The sequence below is a fragment of the Mucilaginibacter sp. OK268 genome (assembly GCF_900103125.1).
GTDB lineage: Bacteria > Bacteroidota > Bacteroidia > Sphingobacteriales > Sphingobacteriaceae > Mucilaginibacter.
Map to the genome: position 1 here is coordinate 559,294 of NZ_FNJV01000003.1, position 24,812 is coordinate 584,105.

The following is a 24,812-nucleotide window of genomic DNA, read 5'->3' on the forward strand; positions in this document are numbered from 1 at the left end:
TTATTTATTGGCAACCTTTTTTAAGGTTTGCCAAATAATTTTAATATCAAGCCACAAATTGTGTTTATCAATATAATCCAGATTGTATTGGATCTTTGATGGTATGATCTCATTAATGTAGAATTGTTCGGGCTCATGGGCGGCTGCCAAAAGCTCATTCTCATTAAAGTACATAATAGAGGCCTTATCCGTTATACCTGGTTTTACGCTCAATACTCTCTGCTGCTTTGGAGAGTATATTTCCACGTATTTCCTTACCTCTGGACGCGGCCCCACAAAGCTCATATCGCCAATAAAAACGTTGAATAACTGCGGCAATTCATCAAGCTTATATTTACGTAACCAGTAACCGGCTGTCGTAATGCGATAATCATGATGTCCAATAGTTAAAAGTCCGGCTTTATCTGCATTGACATACATCGTTCTGAATTTTAACAGCTTAAAATCAACTCCATTCCTTCCAACCCGATGTTGAATATAAAATATTCCCCCTCTTGAGTTTATGCTGACGGAGATTGCTATGATGACGAATAAGGGTAATAAAACAATAACGCCTATTAGGGCAAAAAACACATCAAATACCCTTTTCAAAACCATGGTTTTAAACTTACAATTACACGTTTACAACAGTATTACTTGTGCTTGATTCAGTAACAACATCAAGTTGTTTTTCAACGGCGCTAATAACTGAAGATATAACATAGGCTATTTCTTCGGCTGTTAACTGAGGATATATAGGCAGTGAAATTTCACAGGCATATTGATGGTAAGCAATCGGATAATCTTTCATCTGATAACCCAGGCTTTTAAAGTAAGTAAGCATAGGCATAGGTATAAAATGCACGTTTACAGAAACTCCTGTAATTACAATATCATCTATGATCAGGTCGCGTTGTGCCTCCGTTATATTTTTGATCCGCAAAGGGTACAAATGATAACTGGATTCACGTTTTTCATCCATTAAAGGAGGTAGAATAGCCCAATCATGTTGCTTAAACCTTTCACTGTATAGTAAAGCTATTTGCTTGCGCAACGGTAATAACTCGGTTTCATATTTCCTGATCTGAGCTAATCCTACTGCAGCACAAATATCTGGCATATTAATTTTAAGCCCCTGAAAAAGAATATCATACCGCCATCCGCTACCCTGTGCTTTGGAAAAAGCATCTTTGGTTTGTCCATTTAGCGTGTACATTTTAAGGTACCTGGATTCTGCAGTGATATCAAACTGCTCAGGCAGATTCAAACATATGCATCCCCCTTCAGCTGTGGTAATGTTTTTAACCGCATGAAATGAGAATATCGTTACGTCGCTTCTTTTTGCCGCAGCCTCACCGCCATATCTGGACCCGAGCGAGTGTGCAGCGTCGCTGATCATTAAAATACGGTTCAACAAGCCTTGTTTAACAGATGTAGCGTTGAACAAGGCGGCAATTTCAGGCTCATTGATCAGGGCATTAAGCGCATCATAATCACATGGCCAACCGGCAATATCTACAGCTATAATAGCTTTTGTTTTTGAAGTAATAGCTTTGCGAATTGCCTCAACAGATATACAAAAGTCTTCGTCGACATCAATCATCACAGGAGTTGCGCCACAATGTAAAACACAAAGCGCTGTTGCGCTATACGTATATGCCGGCACAATAACTTCATCTCCTTCTTTAATGCCGAACCATTTTAACATCAATATAGCACCTGATGTCCAGGAGTTAACACAAATGGCCGATGCACATGAGGTTAGTTTGACAATCTCCTGCTCTAAAGCTGCCACTTTGGGCCCAGTAGTGATCCATTTTGAATAGAGTGTATGTAACACCTCTTCAACTACTTCATCGTCAATAAAAGGCGGGGAAAACGGTATGATCATGTTCATATGTATAATGATTAAGCTTATCAGGATCTTGCCGGCTTAGCGTATCGAAAACGGTAAACCTGCTTTTTTAAAAAGTCCAGTATTACCCTGTGATAAATAAGGTAATATTCTTTAATACAATCTTTCCAGGAGTAATCCCTAAAGGTCAATTGCGACAGGGATACGAAGTGCTGATAATTTTCGGCAATAAACTTTTCGAGTCTTTCAAAAGCCTCATCAGTACATGTTTCCGGATGATAGTTAAATGTCCAGGTGTGCTTTGTTTTGAGGCAGACCTCTGAGAGCTGCACGGGTACCCAACCAAAGCCTAACCTAATATAGGGCGACCGTAATAAGCCGTCGCTAATGATCAATACTTCAGAGTGCTTGCTAAGTGCTTTAAGTGTATTACGGTCAAACGTATGCGCTGGAGCTATAAAAAGCGGAGTATGAACCCCTTCGCGGTTAAATATTGCAACTGCAGCTTTTACCTTTTGTTCCTGAATATATAGAGGTAAACCTGCAAATTCTGAACGGCCATTGATCCGGAACAAACCCGAATTATTGTTTTGATAAAGATGTTCAAAACCGTGCATTCCGATAACATAGCCTTTTTTTTGAAGGTGACGAACAAGTGGCCAGTAATATGGGTTAAACTGGCCACATACACTTAGCTTGGGGTCATGATTATTAGGTATAACCGCAATGATGGGTTTTATATCGTAAAGGTCAAAAAGATTAAAGAACCTTTCCCACTTTTTCAGGTTATTGGTTGGACACAAGTCATCCAACCGTATTAAGTATTGTACCATAAAGTCTTGGTTATCTACTCGAACTACTTATTTTATTAAACATGGGTTAACAGCAAGCTCTCCCATTGTTTAAAAATTTGATCAGCGTTATTGGTATTATTAATATTCAAGGCTTGTACACCCAGATCATCCTTTAGCTGCGGATTATTCATTAATTGATTGATGGCATTTGCAAGATCTGAAGTATTGGCTGCCTGAACTAAAAGGCCATTTTGCCCATTATTGATAATTTCTGAGGGACCAAATTCGCAATCCATAGCAATACACGGACATCCAAAACTCATAGCTTCAATCAATGCATTGGGGTAGCCTTCGTTTCTGGAGGGTAGCACAAACAACTTCGCCTGACTATAATAGTCCTGAAGATTAGTTTTAGAACCAACAAGGAAAACTCTGTCTTTTAATCCTAAATCATTAATCTGATGCATTAAATTGCCCTTCTCCTGACCGTCACCCACTATAACAAGATCAATATCACTTATCTGGGCATTGCTAAAAGCGGTTATAAGCATGTCGAAACCTTTTACATACTCCAGGCGTCCCACCCCTAGTATAAACCGGCGATGATGTACCATTTGGCCAGATATCGCATTAAATATTGGTACAGCATTGGTTATTTTGTAAACATTGCGGAGGCTTTTAAAAGCTTTGTTTTCGCGAAGGCTATCCTCAACACCTTGGGCCCCCACCACAACCCCCTTTGATTTTTTGTATAATAAAGCAACTAATAGTTTAACCCAGTTTCTAAACTGATTGATACTGCGTTTAGGCGCTGTCCGTTCTGAAACAATGAAAGGAATATGTAAAACGCTACAAGTAACGCCTGTCCAGATATTTGCCGAGGTGATAAAAGACAAAACACAATTTGGTTTTTCTTTCCTCAAAAGCTTTAAGAGTTTATAAAGCATAAGCCACATATAACTCAACCTGAACCAGAGTTTATCACTTTTTCTATCAAGCAGGTAAATAACCTTAACCCCTTCGTTGATGCTATAAGCAGGATCACCCTGATTCAACGCGACGATTACTGAGGTACAGTTTTTTTGATCAAAATAATTGGCTAAAGCAATGAGCACCCGTTCGGCTCCACCGCTCATTAAAGAAGGTATCACAAAAAATAACCGTTGTTTTTGTGGCAATACAGATGGTGTTTCCATGAAAATAAAAGCGGATTGATTTAAAGCAAAAATTTCACGGTGTTATAGGCTTTCCTAACTTTAAACTGCCCCAACTCAAATAACAGATACCGCTGAATATATAACCATAAAAGTTTCTTTTTTTGTAAGGCCGGGTAGCTGAAGTGGGTAATGATCAGATTAAAATCACTGATCATCCTTTCCATTCGGTCGCTCGCCTTGATCATGCTCCACACGCCACCGGTATGATTACGGTAGCAGCTCATTACCTCGGGCATTACATAAATTTTGCGCCCGGTATAATGAGTAGCAAAAAGTTTGAACATTTTATCGCCGGCATAACATTTAAAAAACCAGGGCCTGTTGAATAATTGATGTACCTCAGCTACATTACGGTACAACACTGTCGCAGTTTTGGTTTCCTCCTGCCTCCCTTCAAGTAAGTCATGATAGGTGTGTATCAGAGGCACTGGTTTAGGATTAACATATAAAGTGTTGTTGCCTTCGTCAATTACACGAGTATAATGGCAACAGATAATATACTCCGCATTCTTCTCCAGAAAATCGACCTGTTTTTGTAATTTATAAGAGTCAGTCCAATAATCATCACCCTCACAAAGGGCAATATATTTCCCCTGACATGCTTTAAGGGTATTGATGAGGTTGTGGTGAGCGCCTACATTTTTTTTTGTAGAAACCAGCCTGATCTTAACAGGATATTTATTCAAAAATGATTCTACAACTTTTGCAGTTCCATCGGTAGAACAATCATTACCTACTACTATCTCAAATTCAAAATTGGCTTGCTGCATTATAAAACTTTCTATAGCATGGGCGATAAATTTTTCATGATTATAGGTAATGCAGCAAATGCTTACCATTGGATTCTGCTTGTTCATCATGCCCCATTTTCTTTAACCGTTTGGATATTAATTTCAGATTCGATCTGATCGGCAATCAGGGCTCCGAAACTCTTCGATACCGCTTCACTGCTTTCATTGTTCTGGATTCTTAACAACAAGCGACAAATAAGATCTAAATCAGATAAGGTTAAAGTATGGTACATAGGCAGGCACATGATCCTGCTGGCAATAGAATCGCAAACCGGCATTTCCACATTTTCAACATAAGGTAATGCGGATAAGGAGGGGTAAAAATAGCGCCGGCAATATACTTGTGCCAGCTCCAACTTAGCCTTACATTCCTTCATTAAATCCTCGCTCTTGAAAAGTAGAGGGAAATAAGCATAGTTATAATCCTCCGCATTATCCAATTGTTGAAACTGTACGTCAAGTCTGTTTAAGCGAAGTTTATAATGTGTGGACAAGTACTTCCTTTTTTTAAGTATCTCATCAATATGCGGCAAATTACATAAGCCCATTGCTGCATGAAATTCACAGTTTTTAGCATTGATACCCAGTTCAGCAAATTCATCTACCCCAGAATATCCAAAATTGCGCATGAGTGCCATCTTTTTTAACAGATCGGGTTGCCTGGTAAATACGGCCCCTCCTTCAATGGTATGGAATAACTTGGTAGAATGAAAGCTTGTTGTGCTTATATCTCCATATTCAAATATTGACCTGTTTTTGTATCGGGTACCAAAACAATGTGCCGCATCATAAATTACTTTCAACCCGTGTCTATCAGCAATTTGTTGTATAGCATCTATATCGCAAGCGTTGCCGTAAACATGTGTAGCCAATATAGCTGAGGTGTTTGGCGTTATAGCAGCCTCAATTTTAGTGGGATCAATGTTGAATGTATTTGCATCAATGTCTACAAATACAGGCCTACATCCTTGCCATACTATCGTGCTGGTTGTGGCTACAAAAGAAAAAGGTGTTGTAATGATCTCACCTGTTAAGTTAAGTGCTTTTATGGCAAGTTGCAATGCCATAGTGCCGTTTGATACATAAAGCATGTGATCTAACCCCAGATACTCTTTCAGTTTTAGTTCCAGCGTATTTACAAGCGGGCCGTTATTGGTGAGCCATTGCCGCTCCCAAATACTTTTCACGTAAACTTTAAATTCTTTCTCGGAGGGCAAAAAAGGTTTGGTTACTGGTATCATTTTTTCAGGATTAATTGTTTAAAATCTTTCATTGCCGATATTTTGATGAGCAAGCTAAAGCCATAGTAAAAAATGGCATAACCTATACCGATTATTGCAATGCGCACTAGGTCTGGGGCAAATAGGCGAATGAGTAACATATCCAAAAAGTAGCAGGCAACTCCTATACTACCGGCCAGTATCAGAATGGGCAAAATATCTTCAATTTGCTCTTTAACCGGGTAGTGGATCAATTTGCCACTATATATAGAGTTAATGTAATAGGCAACAAAGTTGAAAAACAGCTGAAAGTAGAGCAATCCATAGATACCGAAAGAGATGAACGATAAAATGCCGATGACACTGAGTACTTTTTTAACAATCTCCAGCTTCAGAAATAGGGCGCTTTTACCCATCACTTTTAAAACATTCAGATTGTAAGCATGTAAAGGGTACATGATACCACTGATACAAAGAATCTGAAAATAGGGCACAGAAGGCAGCCATTTATCAGTTAACAAAAACCGAAATAGAGGCTCGGCTACAACACATAAAAAGATAAGTACCGGTGCATTCCAGAAAAGCACCTGCTGCATAAGCCTTTTATATACATTTTTTAACTGTACAACATCATTAGATATTTCCGCAAACATGGGATAGGCTACCTTATTAACTGCTGCCGATATATTACCGATTGGTAACTGACTGATGGACTCGGCGCGGGAATAAAACCCTAACTGGACTGCCGAGAAATATCTTCCGATAATGATCAGGTATATATTTTGATAAATCGTATCTAATATTCCCGAGAGGGTCATTTTGTAACCAAAATTGAAATGCTTTTTAAAACACGCTTTATCAAATAAGAGCGCCGGTCGCCATTTTGAATAGATCCAATGCATGGCCGTTGATAAGAACGAAGTACACAAACCCATCCAAACCAAACTCCAAACCCCATAACCCATTTTAGCTAACACTATACCCAGTATGCCACCACCAATAGCTGCGGGCACCTGAATGTTGGTTTGTTTCCTGAATTTCAACTCTTTAATCAGCAGTGTACTTTGTACCCCAAAAAAAGCATTGAGGATCAGGATCAACCCGTACACACGAACAATGGGTATTAAAAGATGCTGTTTATAAAATAATGCAATAAATGGCGCTCCTAAGAAAAGTATGCCATATAGCATAATACTTCCAGCCAGGTTAAAATAAAATATGGTCGACAGGTCCCGTTGATCCGCGTCAGTTGTTCTAATGAGTGAAGCGGTTAAACCTCCGTCTAACAAAGTATTTCCTACAGCTATAAAAAGGGATAACATGGCAATCAACCCAAACTGTGCGGGATCAAGTATCCGTGCAAGGAAAATAGAAATGCAAAAACCTACCAGTTTACCGCTTACTTGCTGCCATAAAGACCATAGCACACCGGAAACGGCCTTTTCTTTAAAACTCATGCTTGGTAGGCTAAAGGCGGGCGTTAACTACGCTATCGGGTAAAAACGCTTTCAGATCATACATAACGGCATCCGGCTTGCAAAGTGCCTTGATGTCCATCGTCTTAAACTCTTCGTGGGCAACCGCCAGCAAAACACCGTCGTATTTACGTTTTTTTGATTCGCCGTTCTCGCATAGAATTCCGTAAGCGCGTTTTGCCTGATCGGCATTAGCCCAAGGATCATGAATATGTACCTTAACCTTATATTCTTCCAGCCGACGTACAATATCAATTACACGAGTGTTACGAACATCGGGGCAATTTTCTTTAAACGTAAAACCCAGTACAAGTACTCGCGCGGTGGTAAGCGAAGTGCCTTTGCAGATCATTTTTTTTATGAACTGATCAGCAACATAAGCTCCCATTGAATCGTTTATGCGGCGGCCCGCCAGTATTATTTCGGGGTGATAACCCACTTCCTGGGCTTTTTGTGCCAAATAATAAGGATCAACGCCTATGCAATGCCCGCCAACTAATCCGGGACGAAAATTTAGAAAATTCCATTTGGTACCGGCAGCTTCAAGTACTTTGTGTGTATCAATTCCCAGTTTGTTAAAGATCATAGCCAGTTCATTGACAAAAGCGATATTGATATCGCGTTGTGCATTTTCAATAACTTTTGCAGCTTCCGCTACTTTAATGGAGTCGGCTTTAAACGTACCTGCAGAAATAACAGAACTATAAAGCGCATCTACAATTTCCGCGGTTTTGGCATTGGAGCCTGACGTAATTTTACGAATGTTGGCTACGGTATGAAGTTTATCCCCCGGGTTAATCCGTTCGGGCGAGTAGCCGGCAAAAAAGTCAATATTATAACGGAGCTTTGAAGTTTTTTCAAGTACCGGCACACATTCGTCTTCGGTAACACCCGGATAAACTGTTGACTCATAAATAACAATATCACCTTTCTTAAGTATCTTACCGATCAATAAACTGGCATTGATCAGCGGACTCAGATCGGGTCTGTTATTTTTATCAACCGGAGTAGGCACGGTTACAATGTAAATAGAGCAAGCTCTCAGCTTTTCAATTTCACTGGTGCAATACAAACCTTTTGGGGTTGTACATTCCAGCGTAATTACAGCGTTTAATTTTTTTTCGCTAATCTCCATGGTATGATCCAGCCCTTCTTTAAGCTGATCGATTCGCCGGGAATTAATATCATAACCAAACACCTTGTATTGTTTAGCAAACTCCACTGCTAAGGGAAGGCCAACGTATCCAAGGCCTATAATTCCTATTTTACTATTTCGTAGCATTTTTTTTATCCTGATTTAAGTTTTGTATAGCGATATGCTGGAAGGGTATGCGGGTTACCAATGCGCAATGAATGTTGTCAAAAACCATAAGTACATTTTTGCCTTGTATCTGAACAACCTGGCCCGGTTGGTTAACAAATGCGCCTTGCTTTACCAACACGCGGTCGCCTATGGATATGCTTTGAAGGTTAATAACCTCAACATCCCTGTAGATTGCTAAGTTTCTTTTGATTTCTTCAATTACCGTATCACTCACAACCGCGGGGTGCTGCATATAATAAACATATCCCATAACACCTAAGCAGTAAAGTACTAACCCTTCTTCACGGAGATTAACCCTAACAAAAACATAGGAGCTAAACAATGGCAGGCTCACCTCCTTTTTGCGGTCAGCCCATTGATTTTGAACTTGCTTTAAGGGGCAATAGGATTCTATGCCCTGTCGCTGTAGTAACATGTCGACCTTTTTTTCCCATCGTGGCCGGGTATAAATAACCAGCCATTTTTTTTCATTTAACTGTTTCGGATTCATATATCTGATTTGAAAATAACCGGAGTTTCGGGAGGTTCAATAGCTTCGCCATATCACTTACATGATGCCATTGGTAAAACTGATTGCTATTTATTTAGGTCGTTGGCTAAGGCCAATCATGGTAAAGCGTTTTCTAACATCAGGTGGATTAAAGAATGTAATCTCTATTTCACCCAATCATATGGCAGCGATGCCGGCTTGGTATAGCTTCGCCATACCACTTACATAGCCCTTCTTTTTAAATATTAAATTTGAATTAGATACCAGGCAATAATTGTTTACTTACTGCCTTTTTCAGCAGCATAACCATAAGCATAAGCCTGGCGGTTCTCCTTTTTAGCATCATTAAAAACCACCATCAGGTTTTTAAATTTTCCATTATCATAAACATCCCTCAGAATATCTAACTGGTGCGTGTTTGTATAGTTATAACGAACCAGGTAAACACTCAGATCGGCATATTGCGCTAAACTAAAAGCATCTGCAACAGCACCAACCGGCGATGTATCTATAATTAAATAATCAAATCTTTCTTTTGCCCAATCAAAAAGCATATCCATGCGGTCGTTCATGAGCAATTCTGCAGGATCCTGTGGTAAAGAACCACAGCCCATTACATATAAATTATCAGCATTAGGATACTGTTGGATACAATCATGCAAGTTGTCGGTATCCCCCTGCAGATAATCAGTGATACCTTTTTGCTGAAGCATATTCATTTTTTGCAACAGATCTGGCTTGCGTAAATCAAACTCAAGCATCAATACCCGTTTATTGAGTAGCGCAAGCGTTAACCCCAGGTTAATGCTAAAAAATGTTTTACCCTCCCCTTTCATACAGGAAGTCACCAGCATAACCTGATTGGGCACATCTGGATTTAATACACCCAGATTTGTACGTATATACCTGAACAATTCGGAAATAGTTGAATGCTCACCCTTTTGTATGACTATTTGATTTTCAACTTCGTGATGATTTAATTCTCCCAAAACCCGAACACCCGATATATAACTTAAACTTGAGGGGTCTTTAACCTTTATATTCAACAGTTGCTGTGCGTAAATAAGCAAAGCTGGTAATAGTAAGCCAACAATCCCCCCGCACAGGTACAGTAAAGAGGATTTAGGATACTCAGGAACAGAGTCATACGCCGGCTTATCAATAACCTGTGAAGTTGGGATAGTTGCCGATAAAGACAAGGCTGTTTCTTCGCGTTTCTGCAATAAATACTGATACAAGGTTGTTTTAACACTTTGCTCGCGGCTACGCTGTAGAAGCCCGCGTTCCAACGCCGGTACTGAACGAACCCTGGAATCGTAATGAGCTGAATTCACTTTCAGATGATCATGCTCAATAATAAATCCCTGTTTAATATTTATAAGGTTTTCTTTGATCTTTAACCGAAGGTCGGTTATCTGGTCACTCAAGTTTTCAACAAGGGGGTTACTTAAATTAGCACTACTCAGCATCCTGTTTCGTTCCAGCTGCAAGTCGTTAAATCGGCTGATTAAAGTATTAAGCACAGGATCCTTTAATCCCATAGTGCTTGGAACGACATTAAATTGATTGGCTGATTTATCTAAATATCTTTCAATAGACCGAACTATACCAAGCTGCACATCTGATGCCTCGAGTAATTGGTTATATTCTGCGGATTTTGTTAAGTTGAGCTGAGCGCCGGTACTTGCATCGGCCGCCTCATTTTGTTGCTTATAAACCTCTATTCCTCCTTCTGCATTAGAAAGATCCTGCTCCATATCCTTAAGCCGTTTATCAATAAATAAAATGGTATTTACGGCTATTACATTTTTTTTCTCAACGTTTTCGGTGTTATAGGTATTAATAAGCTTGGTGAGTATATCCACCCCCCTGGAAGGTACAGGATCAGTAAGGCTTAAAATAACTGTATTTGATTCCTTTACTACCGGATTTACGTTTAGTTTTCCCGCGCTATAAGTGGCAGCCAGTTTATATAAATCCTTAAACTGTATTTGTACTGGCCCATATGTGCTTAAAAACGCCGGGCCTTTATCTACTTTAAATACAAAATCGGAATGCTGTATCTGTTGACCATAACGATATACCCATCCTACAATACCTTCTTGTAACAGGAAAGTATGATCTGATATACCTTTTATTTGGAGTTTTTTAAGGTAAGCGCCATTGTTTAGCTTTTTAACAGAAATTTTAAACGGTAATTCATCTGCATAAAGTTCACGGGTTTTGAACCCCTGTGAATAGAAATAAGATATATCCAGATTAAGGTCTTTTAGTGCTTTATAGATCAAATCTTTGGATCTTAAAATCTCCATTTCATTATCTACAGTTTTGGGTTCCTGAAACATATTAAGATCGCTAAAGGCTGTGGCTTTTAGGATGCCGTCTCCTTTTTTATCATCAGGTATTAATAAGGTGCTGCTTATTTTATATAAAGGCGTTGCATAGTCCAGATAAAACCACACCACAGCCATACTTATACTCAATGTGATCAAAAATAAATACCATCGTTTTGAATATGGCATAAGCTTTTCCCTGAAATTATCGGGACGTACAGCTGATTTTGAACTGAAATTTGAAGCCATAATCTAAGATTTTTAATATGGGCAATAGTTATAATGATTCTACCTCTTTAGCAATACAGCAACCAAAACAGCAGCAGCTGATATAGAAGCTATGATCATAGGCATTATCCGGGTATTGGTACTAAATTCTACAGCTTTTGACCGATCGGGTTCAACATATACAACATCATTCTGCCGGAGATTGAAGTATGGTGAATTCATGGTTTCCTGCTGATTCAGGTTAAGTCTTTTCATAACCTTATGACCATCTTCATTACGAATGATCAATACATTATCCCGTTTACCATATACGGTCATATCTCCCGCCATTCCAAGCGCCTCCAGGAGGTTTACTTTTTCATCAGTTATGGTAAATGTGGAGGGTTTATTCACTTCACCTATTACAGTAATTTTGAAATTAGTGATCTGAACCTCTATTTCCGGATTTTTCACATACTTAACTAATGCAGAGGCGATGCCTTTTTCAGCTTCTTCAACGGTTAAGCCTTCTATCTTATAATCGCCTATTAATGGTAAGTGTATCGTGCCATTCTTACTAACCCTGTAGCCTTTTAATGATGCATTTGAAGGGTCGTTTTTGTTACCGGCAAACAGGGTGTTAGATTCGGGGTTTGAACTGTTCATTGTGACACTAACAATGTCATTCAGACGGATAACGATATCGTTGTTTTGTTCATCTTTTGTAATTGTGGCATTGGCCATATTACTAAAATAAACCAGGTCTCTTCGGGGTGCACAGGCGCTTATTACAAAAACCAATAAGACGCATATTCGTGATAGTACTTTTATAGTCATGAGTGATAAGTATGAGCGTTTGTTTATCTTGGTTTGATTTACATATCAAATGTATCTATTTGAAAAACAATATAGTGCATGATTTTTATGATTGAATTTCAATTGTAAACAAAGTGTATATTTTCACACAAAATGTAAAAATATACTTGATGAAGTTTACAGAACATGTAAAACTGTTGTAAAAAAGCTACGGCAGATCTTGAATAATTTACGGCGATTATTTTTATAAATACGGGCTTTTAGCAAAGCTTTTTTATTTAATAAAAAATAGTTAAATAATCCATCATAATAGAATCGAATTATTTCAAAATAACGGCAAACTAAATTGGTGAATTGGCAACTGCACAATGAGTTATATATTCAAATAAATGGCACAGAAAACCTTGTTTTAAAGATTGTGCCATGCGCATTTTTGGAAAGGAAATAGCTGTTAAAAAAAATGCTAAGAATAAATATATTCTTAGCATTTAACGTGGTATTTGTGAGATTAGTTGATAAACTATAGGGATGGTGCTTTTAACTATTTTATTAGATGATGTAACTCATTCCACCGTAACAGATTTAGCCAGATTACGAGGTTGATCTACATTGCAGCCCCGCATTACCGCAACATGATAAGCAAGTAACTGTAAGGGAATAATAGCCAAAAGAGGTAAAAAGGCTTCGTCTGCGTCAGGTATTTCAATACAGTAATCAACCATTTTTCCAATTTCTTTATCCCCGGCTGTTACGATAGCAATAACGATCCCTTTACGCGCTTTAACTTCTTGTATATTGCTAATCACTTTCTCGTAGGATGAGTTTTTAGTCGCAATTACAACAACAGGCATCTCTTTATCAATTAATGCAATCGGCCCGTGTTTCATTTCAGCAGCCGGATAACCCTCCGCATGAATATAAGAGATCTCTTTTAATTTTAAAGCGCCTTCCAAAGCAACAGGAAAACCACTACCTCTTCCCAGGAACAGGCAATTTCTTGAATCTTTAATTTTAGCAGCTATATTCTTAATCAAATTATTAGTAGCCAAAACCGTTTGTATTTTATCGGGAATGCTATCCAATTCTGTTAAAAGACTGGTTAGTTTTGATACAGTTAGCGTACCCTTCTGTTGTGCGATATAAAAGGCCAGTAAAGTTAAAACCGTTACCTGTGCAGTAAAGGCCTTCGTTGAGGCCACTCCTATTTCAGGGCCGGCATGCGTATAAACACCAGCATGCGTAATACGTGGTATAGATGAACCTACTACATTACAAATTCCAAAAATTGTTGCCCCTTTTTCTTTTGCTATTTCGATAGCAGCCATGGTATCGGCAGTCTCGCCTGATTGTGATATCGCTATTACAATGTCTTTTTCAGTAATAATAGGGTTACGATATCTAAATTCAGAAGCATACTCTACCTCAACTGGTATACGGGCATATTCCTCTATCAAATATTCACCGGTTAAACCTGCATGCCAGGATGTACCGCACGCTATGATGATGATGCGTTCAATATTTTTTAGCTTATCCGCATATTCTTTAATACCCCCTAATTCTATTTTACCTTCCTCGGCATTAATACGACCGCGCATACAATCTCTTATAGATCGTGGTTGTTCGTATATTTCCTTTAACATAAAATGATCGAAGCCGCCTTTTTCAAGCTCCTCCAGTTTTAACTCCAACTCCTGAACCAACGGGGTCTGAATTACATTGTCCAGGCGCTTAACCAGTAAAGCATCCCGTTTTATCAATGCTATTTCATTATCTTTTAAATAAATAACATTCTTAATGTATTCTACAATAGGAGTTGCATCTGATGCAATAAAGTATTCTCCCTCACCTATACCGATAACCAGCGGACTACCTTTTCTGGCGGCAATTAACTGATCGGGGTTTTCCCTATCCATAATTACTATAGCATATGCACCGATTACAGTATTCAAAGCCAGGCGAACAGCTTCTAACAGATCTATTTGTTCGATTCCTTGTATCTCTTCTATCAAGTGGATCAACACTTCTGTATCTGTATCACTTTCGAACTGATGACCACGATTAAGTAGTTCTTCTTTAAGCGTGGCATAATTTTCAATTATCCCGTTGTGAATAATATATAAACGTTTATCATTAGAACTATGTGGATGTGAATTAATGTCCGAAGGTTCTCCATGTGTTGCCCATCGGGTATGCCCCATGGCTACCCTTCCGCTCCTATCCTGGTTTCTTGTAAAATCCTCCAAAAAAGCCACTTTCCCTGCTTTCTTGTAAATACTAAATCCATTATCATTTATAATGGAAATACCTGCGCTATCATAACCGCGGTATTCTAATCTTTTTAAACCTTTAATTACAATGGGCCATGCTTCACGGAACCCGATATAACCTACAATTCCACACATAAGGGTTGGTTGTTTTTTATTGTTAAAAAAAATTAAATATCCCTACCTTTTATGAGCTTTGTCGTGATATTTATCACTATTAATAATGAGATTGATCACACTACTTTTAATCTTGTATTAGACATTTCTTAAATCTTTTGGTAAAATGCAAATCAAGTTGTTTTTTAATGAATATAAGGATCATCCATTTTATCGGGAGATTACTGAAAAAAATCTTATAATTTCAAATGGCTGCTACACCATCCAAAACCGAACGGCCCAATGTTCGGTTTTGTTACAGCACAATATTTCATTTTATATAATTTTTTATATATCAATAAGTTATAAGTTTGGAACAGCGATTGCTTTTAAATACTTCAATTGAATACTTATACTTTCCATATTAATATCTACGACCTGGCTTTCCTGGGAGCGATATTTATTGGGCTCTCTTTTGCGCTGCAGCTGTGGTTCACCAAAAGGATCAACCGGGCTGCAAACCGCTTCTTGAGTTTGGCCCTCGCGGTGATGGCGCTGCGACTGCTTTGGGAACTGGGCAGAGACATCGGTCTTGAAGCCTATTTTTCTCATTGGAGCTGGCTGCCGCTGCATTTCTCACTTGCGTTTGGCCCCCTTATTTTCTTTTACGTGCTTAAAATAACCCGGCCGGAATATAAATTCCGGTCAAATGATCTGCTGCATTTTAGTCCATTGCTACTGGAATTGACTGCCCAGGCATTGGAAGTTATGGATAGTATAAAAACCGGCGCAGCTATTGATGAAACGCCAACCTTTCATTTGCTGAACCCTATATTACAATTGCTGATGTTTATTTCAGTCAGTACCTACCTGTACGCGTCTTATAGGCTGATAGAACGCTTTTACCGGGGTATGAAATTTAACAGGGGCGATAGGTACCGTTACGAATTGCGCTGGCTGCAAAATTTATTGATGGTTTTTGGCTTGTTATGGCTATTGTGGATACCTTTTACAGCCGCAAACTATTTTTATTACCACTACCAATTAAGCGCACATGCTTATTATCCTTTATATCTTCTTTTAGTGGTAATGACCATCTGGATAGCGGCTGTGGCTTTTTTAAGACAAGAGGCCGGCATGCGGGTCGCACCCCCTCTGTTTTTAAAGCCGGCGCTTCCTGCAGAAATGAAGCAAATGGGTATTTGGTTAAAGAAAGCCGTGCAAGCAAACCTGTATTACCAGGACCCGGAACTAAGCTTAAACTCACTGGCCGAAAAGCTGGAGATGACTCCCCATGAATTATCCCGGATCATTAACACCGTGCTCAAAAAAAGCTTCAACGATTTTATCAATGAATATCGCGTACAGGAGGCGGCCCGAAAAATGCAGGACCCTGCTTATGATCACCTTACCCTCCTGGGCATTGCATTTGAATCGGGCTTCAATTCCCAAAGCACTTTTAGTCGCATTTTCAAACAAATGACCGGGAAAAGCCCGCTGCAACATAAAAATGAGCTAAAAAAAGAGTACCCATCTTATAATCTGGGAAGCCAATCCCAACTTGTGCCGGTAATATTGCATCGTGAAACCACTCGTAAGTGGTCTTATGAAAAATTAAACGGCAATTATATGTTTAAGAACTATTTGAAAATAGCAAGGCGCAGCCTGGTACGTAATAAAAGCTATACCATTATTAATATTACTGGTTTGGCTGTTGGTATTGCCGTTTGTATGGTGATCTTTATCATTATACAATATCAAACAAGCTTCGATACTTTTCACTCCAAAAAAGATCGCATCTATCGGGTGTTAACCGAATATCATCACGCCGAATCAGCAAATATTTCTTATGGGAAAGACATCCCTTTTCCAATGCCGCTGGGATTAAAAACGGCTTTTCCTCAGGTAGAACAGGTAGCCCCGATTTTTGCGAGCCACGATGATCAGTTACAGGTACTTGATGTTAACGGAACCACTGTAAAAAATTTCAAAGAGCAGCGCGGTGTATTTTTTGCGGGGCCTTCATTCTTTAAAATATTTGATTACCCGCTGCTTGCCGGCTCCTACGCCTCATTAAAAGATCCAAACAATGTATTGCTTACCAAAGAGATCGCGGAGAAATATTTCGGCGACTGGAAAACAGCAATAGGCAAAACCATTAAACTGCAAGTAGGCGGCTACATATTCGAGCACGGTACAGATGTGTTGAAAGTTTCGGGTATCCTTGCCACCATACCGGCAAATACCGACTTTCAGCTAAAATTGGTTGTGGCCTTTGGAACAAGTTTTACGGGAAGTTACCTGCAAAAATCTACCGATTGGGCTCAAACGGTAGCTGATTTTGGCTGCTACATTTTGTTGCCGCCGGGTATTTCTGCTGACAATTTTAATCAACAATTAAGAGCGTATTCACGAAAAGCGGAATCTTCCGACAATAAGGATAGTCATATTATACAATCATTAAGCGCGGTGCATTATGATGCAGGAGCAGGTAACTACAGCAACAAAATAATCAGTCATAAACTGCTCAATGTATTGTGGCTCATCGCAGCGTTTATCCTGTTAATTGCTTGCGTAAACTTTATCAACCTCTCTACGGCACAAGCTGTTAACAGGGCAAAGGAGGTTGGCGTAAGAAAAGTTTTGGGGAGTAGTAAATCTCAATTACAGATCCAATTCATTGTTGAAACATTTTTGATAGTTACAAGTGCCGTAATATTGGCAGCGGGTATTACAATTTTGGCATTGCCTTATATAAACCGGCTTTTAGAGCTTACACTTTCATTCAACATATTCAGCAACCCTGCAATTATCCTGTTTCTGTTGATTGTAACTATTATGGTAACCGCATTCGCCGGTTTTTATCCTGCTATTGTTTTATCACGTTTCAATCCTGTTAATGCTTTGCAACGTAAGCTCACATCAAATAACTCTCAGGGAATTTCATTACGAAGAGGATTGGTAGTGTTTCAATTCATCATTGCACAGGCACTCATTATCGGAACACTCGTTATTGTAAGGCAAATGAATTATTTTATGGATCAACCCTTAGGGTTCGATAAAGAGGCCATCGTCAATGTTCCGTTCCGCGTAGATAGTCTTCGTCTTAGCAGACTGGATTATTTAAAAAAACAGTTATTGACGATTAATGGTGTGCAAACAGTAAGCTACAGTTCCAACACTCCGGTTGAAGATGCTAATGATATGTGGAGCACGCTCAAATTTAACCATGCCGCAAAAGAAACAGATTTTAAAGCTATTACCAAATTCGCCGACAACGAATATGTGCCTGCTTACAAATTGACTTTAATAGCCGGAAGAAATATACAACCCTCTGATACAACAAGGGAGTTTTTGGTGAATGAGTCGCTGATGAAAAGTTTAGGGATTAAAAATCCTAATGAAATATTGAATAAAGAAATAAGTATCTGGAACGGCCAAATAAAATGTTCGGTTGTTGGTGTATTGAAAGACTTTAATGATAGATCTTTTCGTAATGGGCTTGCACCATTGTTGATTACCACAGATAAAGCGATGTACAACCAGGTTGGAATAAAACTGACAACCACAAACCTTCCTTCGACAATAGAAGCTGTTAAAAACGTATTTGAGCAAACACTTCCCGACTTTGTTTATGAATACAAATTTTTGGATGATAAAATTGACGGCTTTTACAAACAGGAAAATCAGCTATCGGCTTTATATAAAATTTTTGCAGCTATCGCTATATTCCTTAGCTGTTTGGGTTTGTATGGTTTAGCCTCGTTTATGGCAGTGCAGCGAATAAAAGAAGTTGGTATCCGTAAAGTGCTTGGAGCTACTGCAGGCAGTATTGTTTATTTGTTTTCAAAAGAATTTATCATACTCATCGCGATCGCCTTCGCCATTGCCACACCTATTGCATGGTATTACATGCACCAATGGCTGCAGGATTATGCCTATCGCATCAACATCAGCTGGTGGTTATTTGCTATAGGCGGACTTGCTGCAACAATTATTGCACTGGCAACCATAAGTTTCCAGGCAGTAAAAGCAGCCAAAGCAAACCCGGTAAAAAGCCTGAGAAGTGAATGACATAAAACTGTTTTGCAGTAAAGAACTTAGGTCCATAAGGTGAGATCTGAGATTTAGTTGACACATTGATGTGGTGCGTTCCGGGGTGAGATACGGAATGCATTTTTCCTTTTCATAAACTAAAATAATTGATTAGTAACTCATTAAATTAATTTCTGAAAGTGCAAAAAGGGTTCTGCTCCTCCTCTCCAAAATCGAACTGCGCCCTTTCAACGTAAAGACATGTTTAGATAAATGAGTTGTAACTACCTTATATTGCGCTTCAATCCCCGCATCACTGTTTTTATGTTTTAGAGGTCTTTTGTCTGGATATGACTAAAAACGAATGGTAATAATAAATTATATAAAAAATGCATCTACCATTAAATGAAACACATAAATTTATCCGTTTAAATAACACTTATTATTTCCTAAAATTTTTAACCTTATGCTAAAACTTTCTTTCACCCTGTTTTTTGTCGTCGTTTTTTTCGGTACGCTTAGATATTTTACAGGTGCTTTTTTTCAAGAAGATCAACCTCAAATTAAGCGTGCTTCGCTAAATCGAAGCCATGTATCAATTATCGGGCAAAGAGATACCTCACGTGGGCCGGATGGGTTAACCATTACCAGGTTTGCAGGTCCCGACCTTACACCAAGTCCCGCCTGTATTGCAACAGCGCCAACAGGTGAGGTATTTGTGGGTGTTGATATGATAGGCTCCCTGGGTAAAACTCCCGGAAAAGGAAAAATCATCAGGCTTGTAGACAGCGACAATGACGGTAAGATAGACAAGCATACAGAATTTGCCGAAGTTGATGATCCCCGCGGAATCCTGGTTATGGGCAACCAGGTTTTTGTGATGCACACTGTATTTTCAAAAGAAACAGGTAAAGCTACCGGAATGAACCTGGAAGTTTTTACAGATAAAGACCAGGACGGCATTGCCGATGGCCCTCCAAAGCCACTTATTGAACATATAAGCAATGCCCATATGCTGGCCGAACGGGGTACAGATCACGCTACCAATGGCATACGCATGGGTATTGATGGCTGGATATATATTGCTGTGGGTGATTTTGGCTTTCATGATGCTATAGACCGCAGCGGTAAAAAACTAACCATGCTGGGCGGTGGCATAGTAAGGGTAAGGCCAGATGGAACCGAGATGGAGATTTACACCCACGGCACCCGGAATATTTATGACGTTGCCATTGATCCATACATGAATGTTTTCACCAGGGACAATACCAATGATGGCGGTGGATGGAACATCCGTTTTTCTCATCACATACAATCGGGCGAATATGGATATCCTGTATTATTCCAGCATTTTACGGACGAGATCTTGCCAGCCCTGGTTGATTTAGGAGGCGGATCGGGTACGGGCTCCTTATTTATGGACGAACCTACCTGGCCCGAAAAATACAACCGCGTACCTATGACAGCCGACTGGGGCAGAAGCGAATTGTATATTAACCGTTTAAAACCAGATGGCGCCAGCTTTCAGCAAAAAGAAGAAGAATTTATTCAATTACCGCAAATTACTGATCTGGATGTAGATGGATCCGGAAGGCTTTATCTCTCGGCATGGGATGGTGCGGGTTATTCCGGCGATGCTGCTAAAGGCTATGTTGTAAGAGCGGTACCTAAAGATTGGACTTATAAACCTTTTCCTGATCTTAAAGCTGCTTCAGCAAGCGATTTGGCAAACCTGCTTAAATCAGCAAGTGCTGTAGCCCGGTTAAGCGCATCCCAGGAACTCCTTACGCATCATGCCGACGAGGCCGGAAAACTGTCGCTTGCAATTGCAAATGATGCAAACCTGCCATTATATACCCGGGTAGCGGGTGTTTATACCTATGCGCAGGCAGCCCGTGAAAATGGGGTACCTGCATTAGTACAGCTTACAAAGGATAAAGACTTAAGAGAATTTGCCTTAAGAGCCCTGGCAGATAGAAAGGCCGGCATTCAAAATGTTCCCACTGAACCGTTTTTAGCCGGATTAAAAGACCCTTCTGAACGTGTTGAGGCAGCAGCAATTGTTGGTTTGAACCGTTTGGGCAGAATAGCTGCAGCACAGTCCTTATTAACAACACCCGTTCCAGCTACTTTTGTGGCACCAAACAAAAATGAAGAGGGCCCGCATGCCAAACCTAATGCAGCCATTATATTACCACACCTCGCGGTAAGAGCATTGGTGAGCATGAATGCTGTTGATGATTGCGTTAATGCTATTGGGACAGCGAATTCAACCCTCGCATTATGGGCTTTAAGGTATATGTATGATACCAAAGCTGTTGAAGGTTTAATTAAATCCTATACAAAAGTGAAGGATGATAAAACTAAAAAACAAATACTGGTAACGCTATCACGCCTTTATAAAAAAGAAGCCGATTATGATGCTTCCTGGTGGTGGGGTACCAGACCAGATTCGCACGGGCCAATTTACAAAGGTGTTACCTGGGCAGGTTCAGCACGGATAGAGCAGTTTTTAAAAGCCGAATGGACCAAATCAAGCCCTGCCGGGAAACAGTTTTTTGCCAATTTAAATGCACGTCATCAAATGGGTATTACAGCATTTGGTGGTGAAGAAAAAGGCCCTGCCACGAAAGAAGTTAAGATCGATCTGGCAAAAATCACGAACAAGAAAGGTCAGATCGGGAAATCCTCTATCGAAGACGTCATGCTGATGATCGCAAAAATAAAGGGAGATCCGCTAAAAGGAAAAGCTCTTTTTGCCCGCCAGGGCTGTATAGCTTGCCATAGCCTTACCAGGGGCGAGAAACTGAAAGGGCCGTTTATGGGTCAAATCGGTTCCATCATGACACGTCAGCAAATTGCCGAGTCGGTGCTTAAACCAAGCGCGTCAATTTCGCAGGGCTTTGCTACCGTTGTAATATCTGCAAAAGGAAACAAAAGCTATATGGGTTTCATCACCGAAGAGTCGGCCCAAAAAATAGTGATGCGGGATATAACAGGCAATGTTTTTACAGTAAAAGCTGCTGACATCATCAGTCGCAAGGAATTGAAAACATCCATGATGCCTGTAGGCCTTGCCAACGCGTTATCATACGAAGAATTCGCCTCGCTTATCACTTTCCTTTCACAGCAAAAAAACTAATTGTGGTTTGAAGGTCTGATCAAATGATTTCTATCAGCATAAAACATAAAAAAAGCTTCTGTAATATTACAGAAGCTTTTTTGTTTTAAGAGCCAGGTGTTTGGAAGAAATAAAAGGGTTGTCATTTCGAACGAGGAACGAGGAGAAATCTTCTTCGACATGCAACTGGGCTTTGTACACTACAGAAGATTTCTCTTTCGCACAACGCTCACCCCCTACCCATGCTCTATCGAAATGACAAATTTTTTAATAGAAATTATAATCTTCCGAACATATGTCATGTCAAGAGGACTTAGTAAAACACTAAATTAACAGGCGAATAATCTGAACAAAACGGCGTTTATACCTTTCGTCCATATTTGATATGGTGACCCCATGTTCTTTACCGGAGGTGGAGTGGATAAATTTAAACTCATCGCTTGAATTGCAGTATACGATGCCTACATGGCCAATTCTGCGGGTATGTTTTTTAGTGCCTGTAAACAGGATAATATCACCTGGGCGGGCATCCTCTAGTCGTACCTTTGTACCTACACCAATAAACTCGCAGGATGAGCGGGGCACATTAAAATTAAATTTCTTGAAAACATAGCTTACAAATCCCGAGCAATCGAAACCCGCTGATGGATCAGAACACCTGGAACGATACCGCGTACCCAAAAGAGATTGGGCGAAATGAAGGATCGTATCCGCCGAAACACTATCTGTTGATAGACTGACATTTGCATGTTTTATTTTATGAGTTAATTTAAATCTGCGTACATGCGTTTTAGAAAACAGCGACGTGGCAAAACCTATAAAAATAAAGAGGATTAAATATTTACTCATATTGCACTGGCAATTTATAAAATTAAGCTAATAAGCAAGTAAAATAATAAACAAGTTTTTTACACAGTTTCTTAACATAATTTTATGTCCTTGCAGGGTCTCCCGGAGAGGATAGTCGTTAAGTGGCTGCTATCCCAAAAGGTTGTCATGCTGCTCCGTCGATGCATGGTGGGCAGGCCTCTGCGCTCTACCCTTCGACGGAGCTCAGGGTGACAGCCATTTTTTTGAACATTTTCATCCTTTTTGTCATATGATGAGCTATTACCCTCCCAAGGGAGGGAATCGCACATATCCCATGCTTTTAAATTTAATCAGCCTAGCTCATGAGCCATTACTCCCTCAGGAAGATAATTTAACATCTTCTACATTTCCCTCAACGTCTCCCGCAGAGGCCCTCAAACATGGTTTACAGTGTAAACCCAAAAAACGGCATGAATAATTATTAATTATCTGATTATCAATTATATAAATTAATAAAAACTTTAAAAGTGTAAACCATGTAAACCCACTTTTTATACCCAAAAAGCAATTATAGCTTTAAACCATATTTATCACTAAACTTTTTATAAAGCTGCTTGTGCAGGTTATCCAGGTTGATATTGCGGCCTTGTATAAAAGCGGTCTCCACGTCAAGGCCTATCATATCCAGGGCATCGCCTTTAGATATAAAAAGGTTGGCGTCTTTCCCGGTTTCTAAGGTGCCTGTGGTTTTATCAATACCTAATATTTTAGCGTTGTTCATGGTGATCATGGATAAAGCCTGTTCTTTGGTTAGGCCATATCCTACTGCCTGCCCGGCTTCAAAAGGCAAATTGCGCTGACGCCAGAAGCCTGTGCCAGTCAAGCCGTAAAGTACGCCCCCATCCTGTAACAACTTGGGTAATTTATAAGGCAGGTAAACATCATCTTCATCCCGGTCGGGCAAAGCCTGGGTTTCACGGATAATTACCGGCACATTATTTTCCCGTAACAGGTCGGTCACCAGGTATGATTCTTTACCGCCAACAATGACCGCCGAAATACCAAAGCGTTTGGAAAATGTTACTGCCTGCCCTATTTCTTTGGCATTATCAGCAATGATAAACAGTTTTTTTGTTCCGTTAAACAAACCCTTCATGGCCTCAAAACGGATATTGGTTACTGACGGCTTAGTTATTTCCGCATATGATTTAGCTTGCTCAAACAAACTGGTGATCTCATCTACCTTTTTCTGGGCACGCTGGGCAGGCGTTTCCTGCACAACTCCGGGTACCGGCACTGCCCCTCTTCTTTCTCGACCACCTACGGCAGCCGTAGGCCAGTTTAAATGGATAGCGATATCTTTTTTATAAGCCGCATCCTCCCAGTTCCAGGCATCCAACTGTACTACTGAGGATTCCCCGGAGATCACGCCTCCATTTGGAGTGGGCTGAGCCAGTAGAATGCCATTGGAACGTACTGTAGGGATAACTTTGGAATCGGTATTGTAAGCCACCAACGAGCGTACATGCGGGTTGAGATCACCGGTTTCCGTATCATCAACAGTGCCACGGGCGCCTTCTTCCACCTCAACTAAGCCTAATGTGGTCATTGGGGCAATAAACCCGGGATAGACTTGTTTACCTGTAGCATCAATCACATCTGCATCGGCAACATTGGGTGCAGCGCCTTCACCAACACCTGTAATTTTACCTTTTACAAAGGTGATGTAACCATTATTAATTACCTGTCCGTTACCGACGTGTATGGTTGCACCCGTAATTACAACTGGCTTTGCTTGTGGTTTGGCAGGTGAAATATTAGCCTGCCCGTAAGAGAAGGAAATGCCAAGCAATAATCCTCCTAAACTTAATATAGTCTTCTTCATGTTGATTTTAAACTAAGAGCCAAGATATTAGAATCAAGAATTAAGACAGAAGGTTAATTTCTCTCTTGATTCCTGACTCTTGATTCTTGATTCATATAAA

At 39.8% G+C, this 24,812-nt stretch carries 16 protein-coding genes; 2 read left to right on the forward strand and 14 right to left on the reverse strand.

Annotated elements, in window-relative coordinates; translation table 11 throughout:
- From BLR84_RS12795 to glmS, 12 genes are all read right to left on the reverse strand, one after another.
- Entirely contained in the window at window positions 1-597 is a 597-nt protein-coding gene (locus BLR84_RS12795; RefSeq protein WP_090468483.1) for a sugar transferase, read from the reverse strand.
- Window positions 598-613: 16 nt separating this feature from the next.
- Window positions 614-1,876 carry a DegT/DnrJ/EryC1/StrS family aminotransferase gene (locus BLR84_RS12800; RefSeq protein ID WP_255366928.1) on the reverse strand — a complete coding sequence of 421 codons (1,263 nt, stop codon included), beginning with the start codon at window positions 1,874-1,876 and terminating at the stop codon, window positions 614-616.
- A gap of 20 nt (window positions 1,877-1,896) precedes the next feature.
- Entirely contained in the window at window positions 1,897-2,667 is a 771-nt protein-coding gene (locus BLR84_RS12805) for a DUF2334 domain-containing protein (RefSeq protein ID WP_090468484.1), read from the reverse strand.
- A 35-nt stretch (window positions 2,668-2,702) separates the two neighbouring features.
- Window positions 2,703-3,806, reverse strand: a complete 1,104-nt coding sequence (locus BLR84_RS12810; RefSeq protein ID WP_176852053.1) for a glycosyltransferase — start codon at window positions 3,804-3,806, stop codon at window positions 2,703-2,705.
- A 38-nt stretch (window positions 3,807-3,844) separates the two neighbouring features.
- The gene (locus BLR84_RS12815) at window positions 3,845-4,705 is read right to left on the reverse strand and encodes a glycosyltransferase family 2 protein (protein WP_255366929.1); all 861 of its coding nucleotides are present in this window, start codon (window positions 4,703-4,705) and stop codon (window positions 3,845-3,847) included.
- Window positions 4,702-5,877 (reverse strand): DegT/DnrJ/EryC1/StrS family aminotransferase, encoded by a 1,176-nt coding sequence (locus BLR84_RS12820; protein ID WP_090468489.1) that lies wholly within the window; start codon window positions 5,875-5,877, stop codon window positions 4,702-4,704. The genes BLR84_RS12815 and BLR84_RS12820 overlap by 4 nt, the downstream gene beginning before the upstream one ends.
- Entirely contained in the window at window positions 5,874-7,313 is a 1,440-nt protein-coding gene (locus BLR84_RS12825) for a lipopolysaccharide biosynthesis protein (protein WP_090468491.1), read from the reverse strand. Before BLR84_RS12825 ends, BLR84_RS12820 begins: the two co-directional genes overlap by 4 nt.
- Before the next feature lie 10 nt (window positions 7,314-7,323).
- On the reverse strand, window positions 7,324-8,613 hold the full coding sequence (locus tag BLR84_RS12830) for a nucleotide sugar dehydrogenase (protein WP_090468493.1): 1,290 nt from the start codon (window positions 8,611-8,613) through the stop codon (window positions 7,324-7,326).
- Entirely contained in the window at window positions 8,600-9,145 is a 546-nt protein-coding gene (locus BLR84_RS12835) for a UpxY family transcription antiterminator (protein ID WP_090468494.1), read from the reverse strand. The genes BLR84_RS12830 and BLR84_RS12835 overlap by 14 nt, the downstream gene beginning before the upstream one ends.
- A gap of 278 nt (window positions 9,146-9,423) precedes the next feature.
- Window positions 9,424-11,727 carry a GumC family protein gene (locus BLR84_RS12845; protein ID WP_090468498.1) on the reverse strand — a complete coding sequence of 768 codons (2,304 nt, stop codon included), beginning with the start codon at window positions 11,725-11,727 and terminating at the stop codon, window positions 9,424-9,426.
- Window positions 11,728-11,766: 39 nt separating this feature from the next.
- Window positions 11,767-12,429 (reverse strand): polysaccharide biosynthesis/export family protein, encoded by a 663-nt coding sequence (locus tag BLR84_RS12850; RefSeq protein WP_255366930.1) that lies wholly within the window; start codon window positions 12,427-12,429, stop codon window positions 11,767-11,769.
- Window positions 12,430-13,064: 635 nt separating this feature from the next.
- A complete protein-coding gene (glmS, locus tag BLR84_RS12855) occupies window positions 13,065-14,903 on the reverse strand; it encodes a glutamine--fructose-6-phosphate transaminase (isomerizing) (RefSeq protein WP_090468502.1) in 1,839 nt (612 codons plus the stop codon).
- Between the two features lie 360 nt (window positions 14,904-15,263).
- Between glmS and BLR84_RS12865 the strand changes: the two genes are divergently transcribed.
- Window positions 15,264-18,935, forward strand: a complete 3,672-nt coding sequence (locus tag BLR84_RS12865; protein WP_090468505.1) for an ABC transporter permease — start codon at window positions 15,264-15,266, stop codon at window positions 18,933-18,935.
- 427 nt (window positions 18,936-19,362) lie between these two features.
- Entirely contained in the window at window positions 19,363-22,038 is a 2,676-nt protein-coding gene (locus BLR84_RS12870) for a DUF7133 domain-containing protein (RefSeq protein WP_090468507.1), read from the forward strand.
- Window positions 22,039-22,341: 303 nt separating this feature from the next.
- Here BLR84_RS12870 and BLR84_RS12875 read toward each other — a convergent pair whose 3' ends face one another.
- Together BLR84_RS12875 and BLR84_RS12880 are read right to left on the reverse strand one after the other, a co-directional pair.
- Complete coding sequence (locus tag BLR84_RS12875) at window positions 22,342-22,866, reverse strand: C40 family peptidase (RefSeq protein ID WP_090468509.1); 525 nt, start codon at window positions 22,864-22,866, stop codon at window positions 22,342-22,344.
- Between the two features lie 529 nt (window positions 22,867-23,395).
- Window positions 23,396-24,712, reverse strand: coding sequence for an amidohydrolase family protein (locus BLR84_RS12880; RefSeq protein ID WP_090468511.1), 1,317 nt, complete (start codon window positions 24,710-24,712; stop codon window positions 23,396-23,398).
- Window positions 24,713-24,812: the final 100 nt, after the last annotated feature.

Coding starts and splice junctions, on each gene's coding strand:
- BLR84_RS12795 (WP_090468483.1), bottom strand. CDS start 597: ATGGTTTTGAAAAGGGTATTTGATGTGTTTTTTGCCCTAATAGGCGTT.
- BLR84_RS12800 (WP_255366928.1), bottom strand. CDS start 1,876: ATGAACATGATCATACCGTTTTCCCCGCCTTTTATTGACGATGAAGTA.
- BLR84_RS12805 (WP_090468484.1), bottom strand. CDS start 2,667: ATGGTACAATACTTAATACGGTTGGATGACTTGTGTCCAACCAATAAC.
- BLR84_RS12815 (WP_255366929.1), bottom strand. CDS start 4,705: ATGATGAACAAGCAGAATCCAATGGTAAGCATTTGCTGCATTACCTAT.
- BLR84_RS12820 (WP_090468489.1), bottom strand. CDS start 5,877: ATGATACCAGTAACCAAACCTTTTTTGCCCTCCGAGAAAGAATTTAAA.
- BLR84_RS12825 (WP_090468491.1), bottom strand. CDS start 7,313: ATGAGTTTTAAAGAAAAGGCCGTTTCCGGTGTGCTATGGTCTTTATGG.
- BLR84_RS12830 (WP_090468493.1), bottom strand. CDS start 8,613: ATGCTACGAAATAGTAAAATAGGAATTATAGGCCTTGGATACGTTGGC.
- BLR84_RS12835 (WP_090468494.1), bottom strand. CDS start 9,145: ATGAATCCGAAACAGTTAAATGAAAAAAAATGGCTGGTTATTTATACC.
- BLR84_RS12845 (WP_090468498.1), bottom strand. CDS start 11,727: ATGGCTTCAAATTTCAGTTCAAAATCAGCTGTACGTCCCGATAATTTC.
- BLR84_RS12850 (WP_255366930.1), bottom strand. CDS start 12,429: ATGGCCAATGCCACAATTACAAAAGATGAACAAAACAACGATATCGTT.
- glmS (WP_090468502.1), bottom strand. CDS start 14,903: ATGTGTGGAATTGTAGGTTATATCGGGTTCCGTGAAGCATGGCCCATT.
- BLR84_RS12870 (WP_090468507.1), top strand. CDS start 19,363: ATGCTAAAACTTTCTTTCACCCTGTTTTTTGTCGTCGTTTTTTTCGGT.
- BLR84_RS12875 (WP_090468509.1), bottom strand. CDS start 22,866: ATGAGTAAATATTTAATCCTCTTTATTTTTATAGGTTTTGCCACGTCG.
- BLR84_RS12880 (WP_090468511.1), bottom strand. CDS start 24,712: ATGAAGAAGACTATATTAAGTTTAGGAGGATTATTGCTTGGCATTTCC.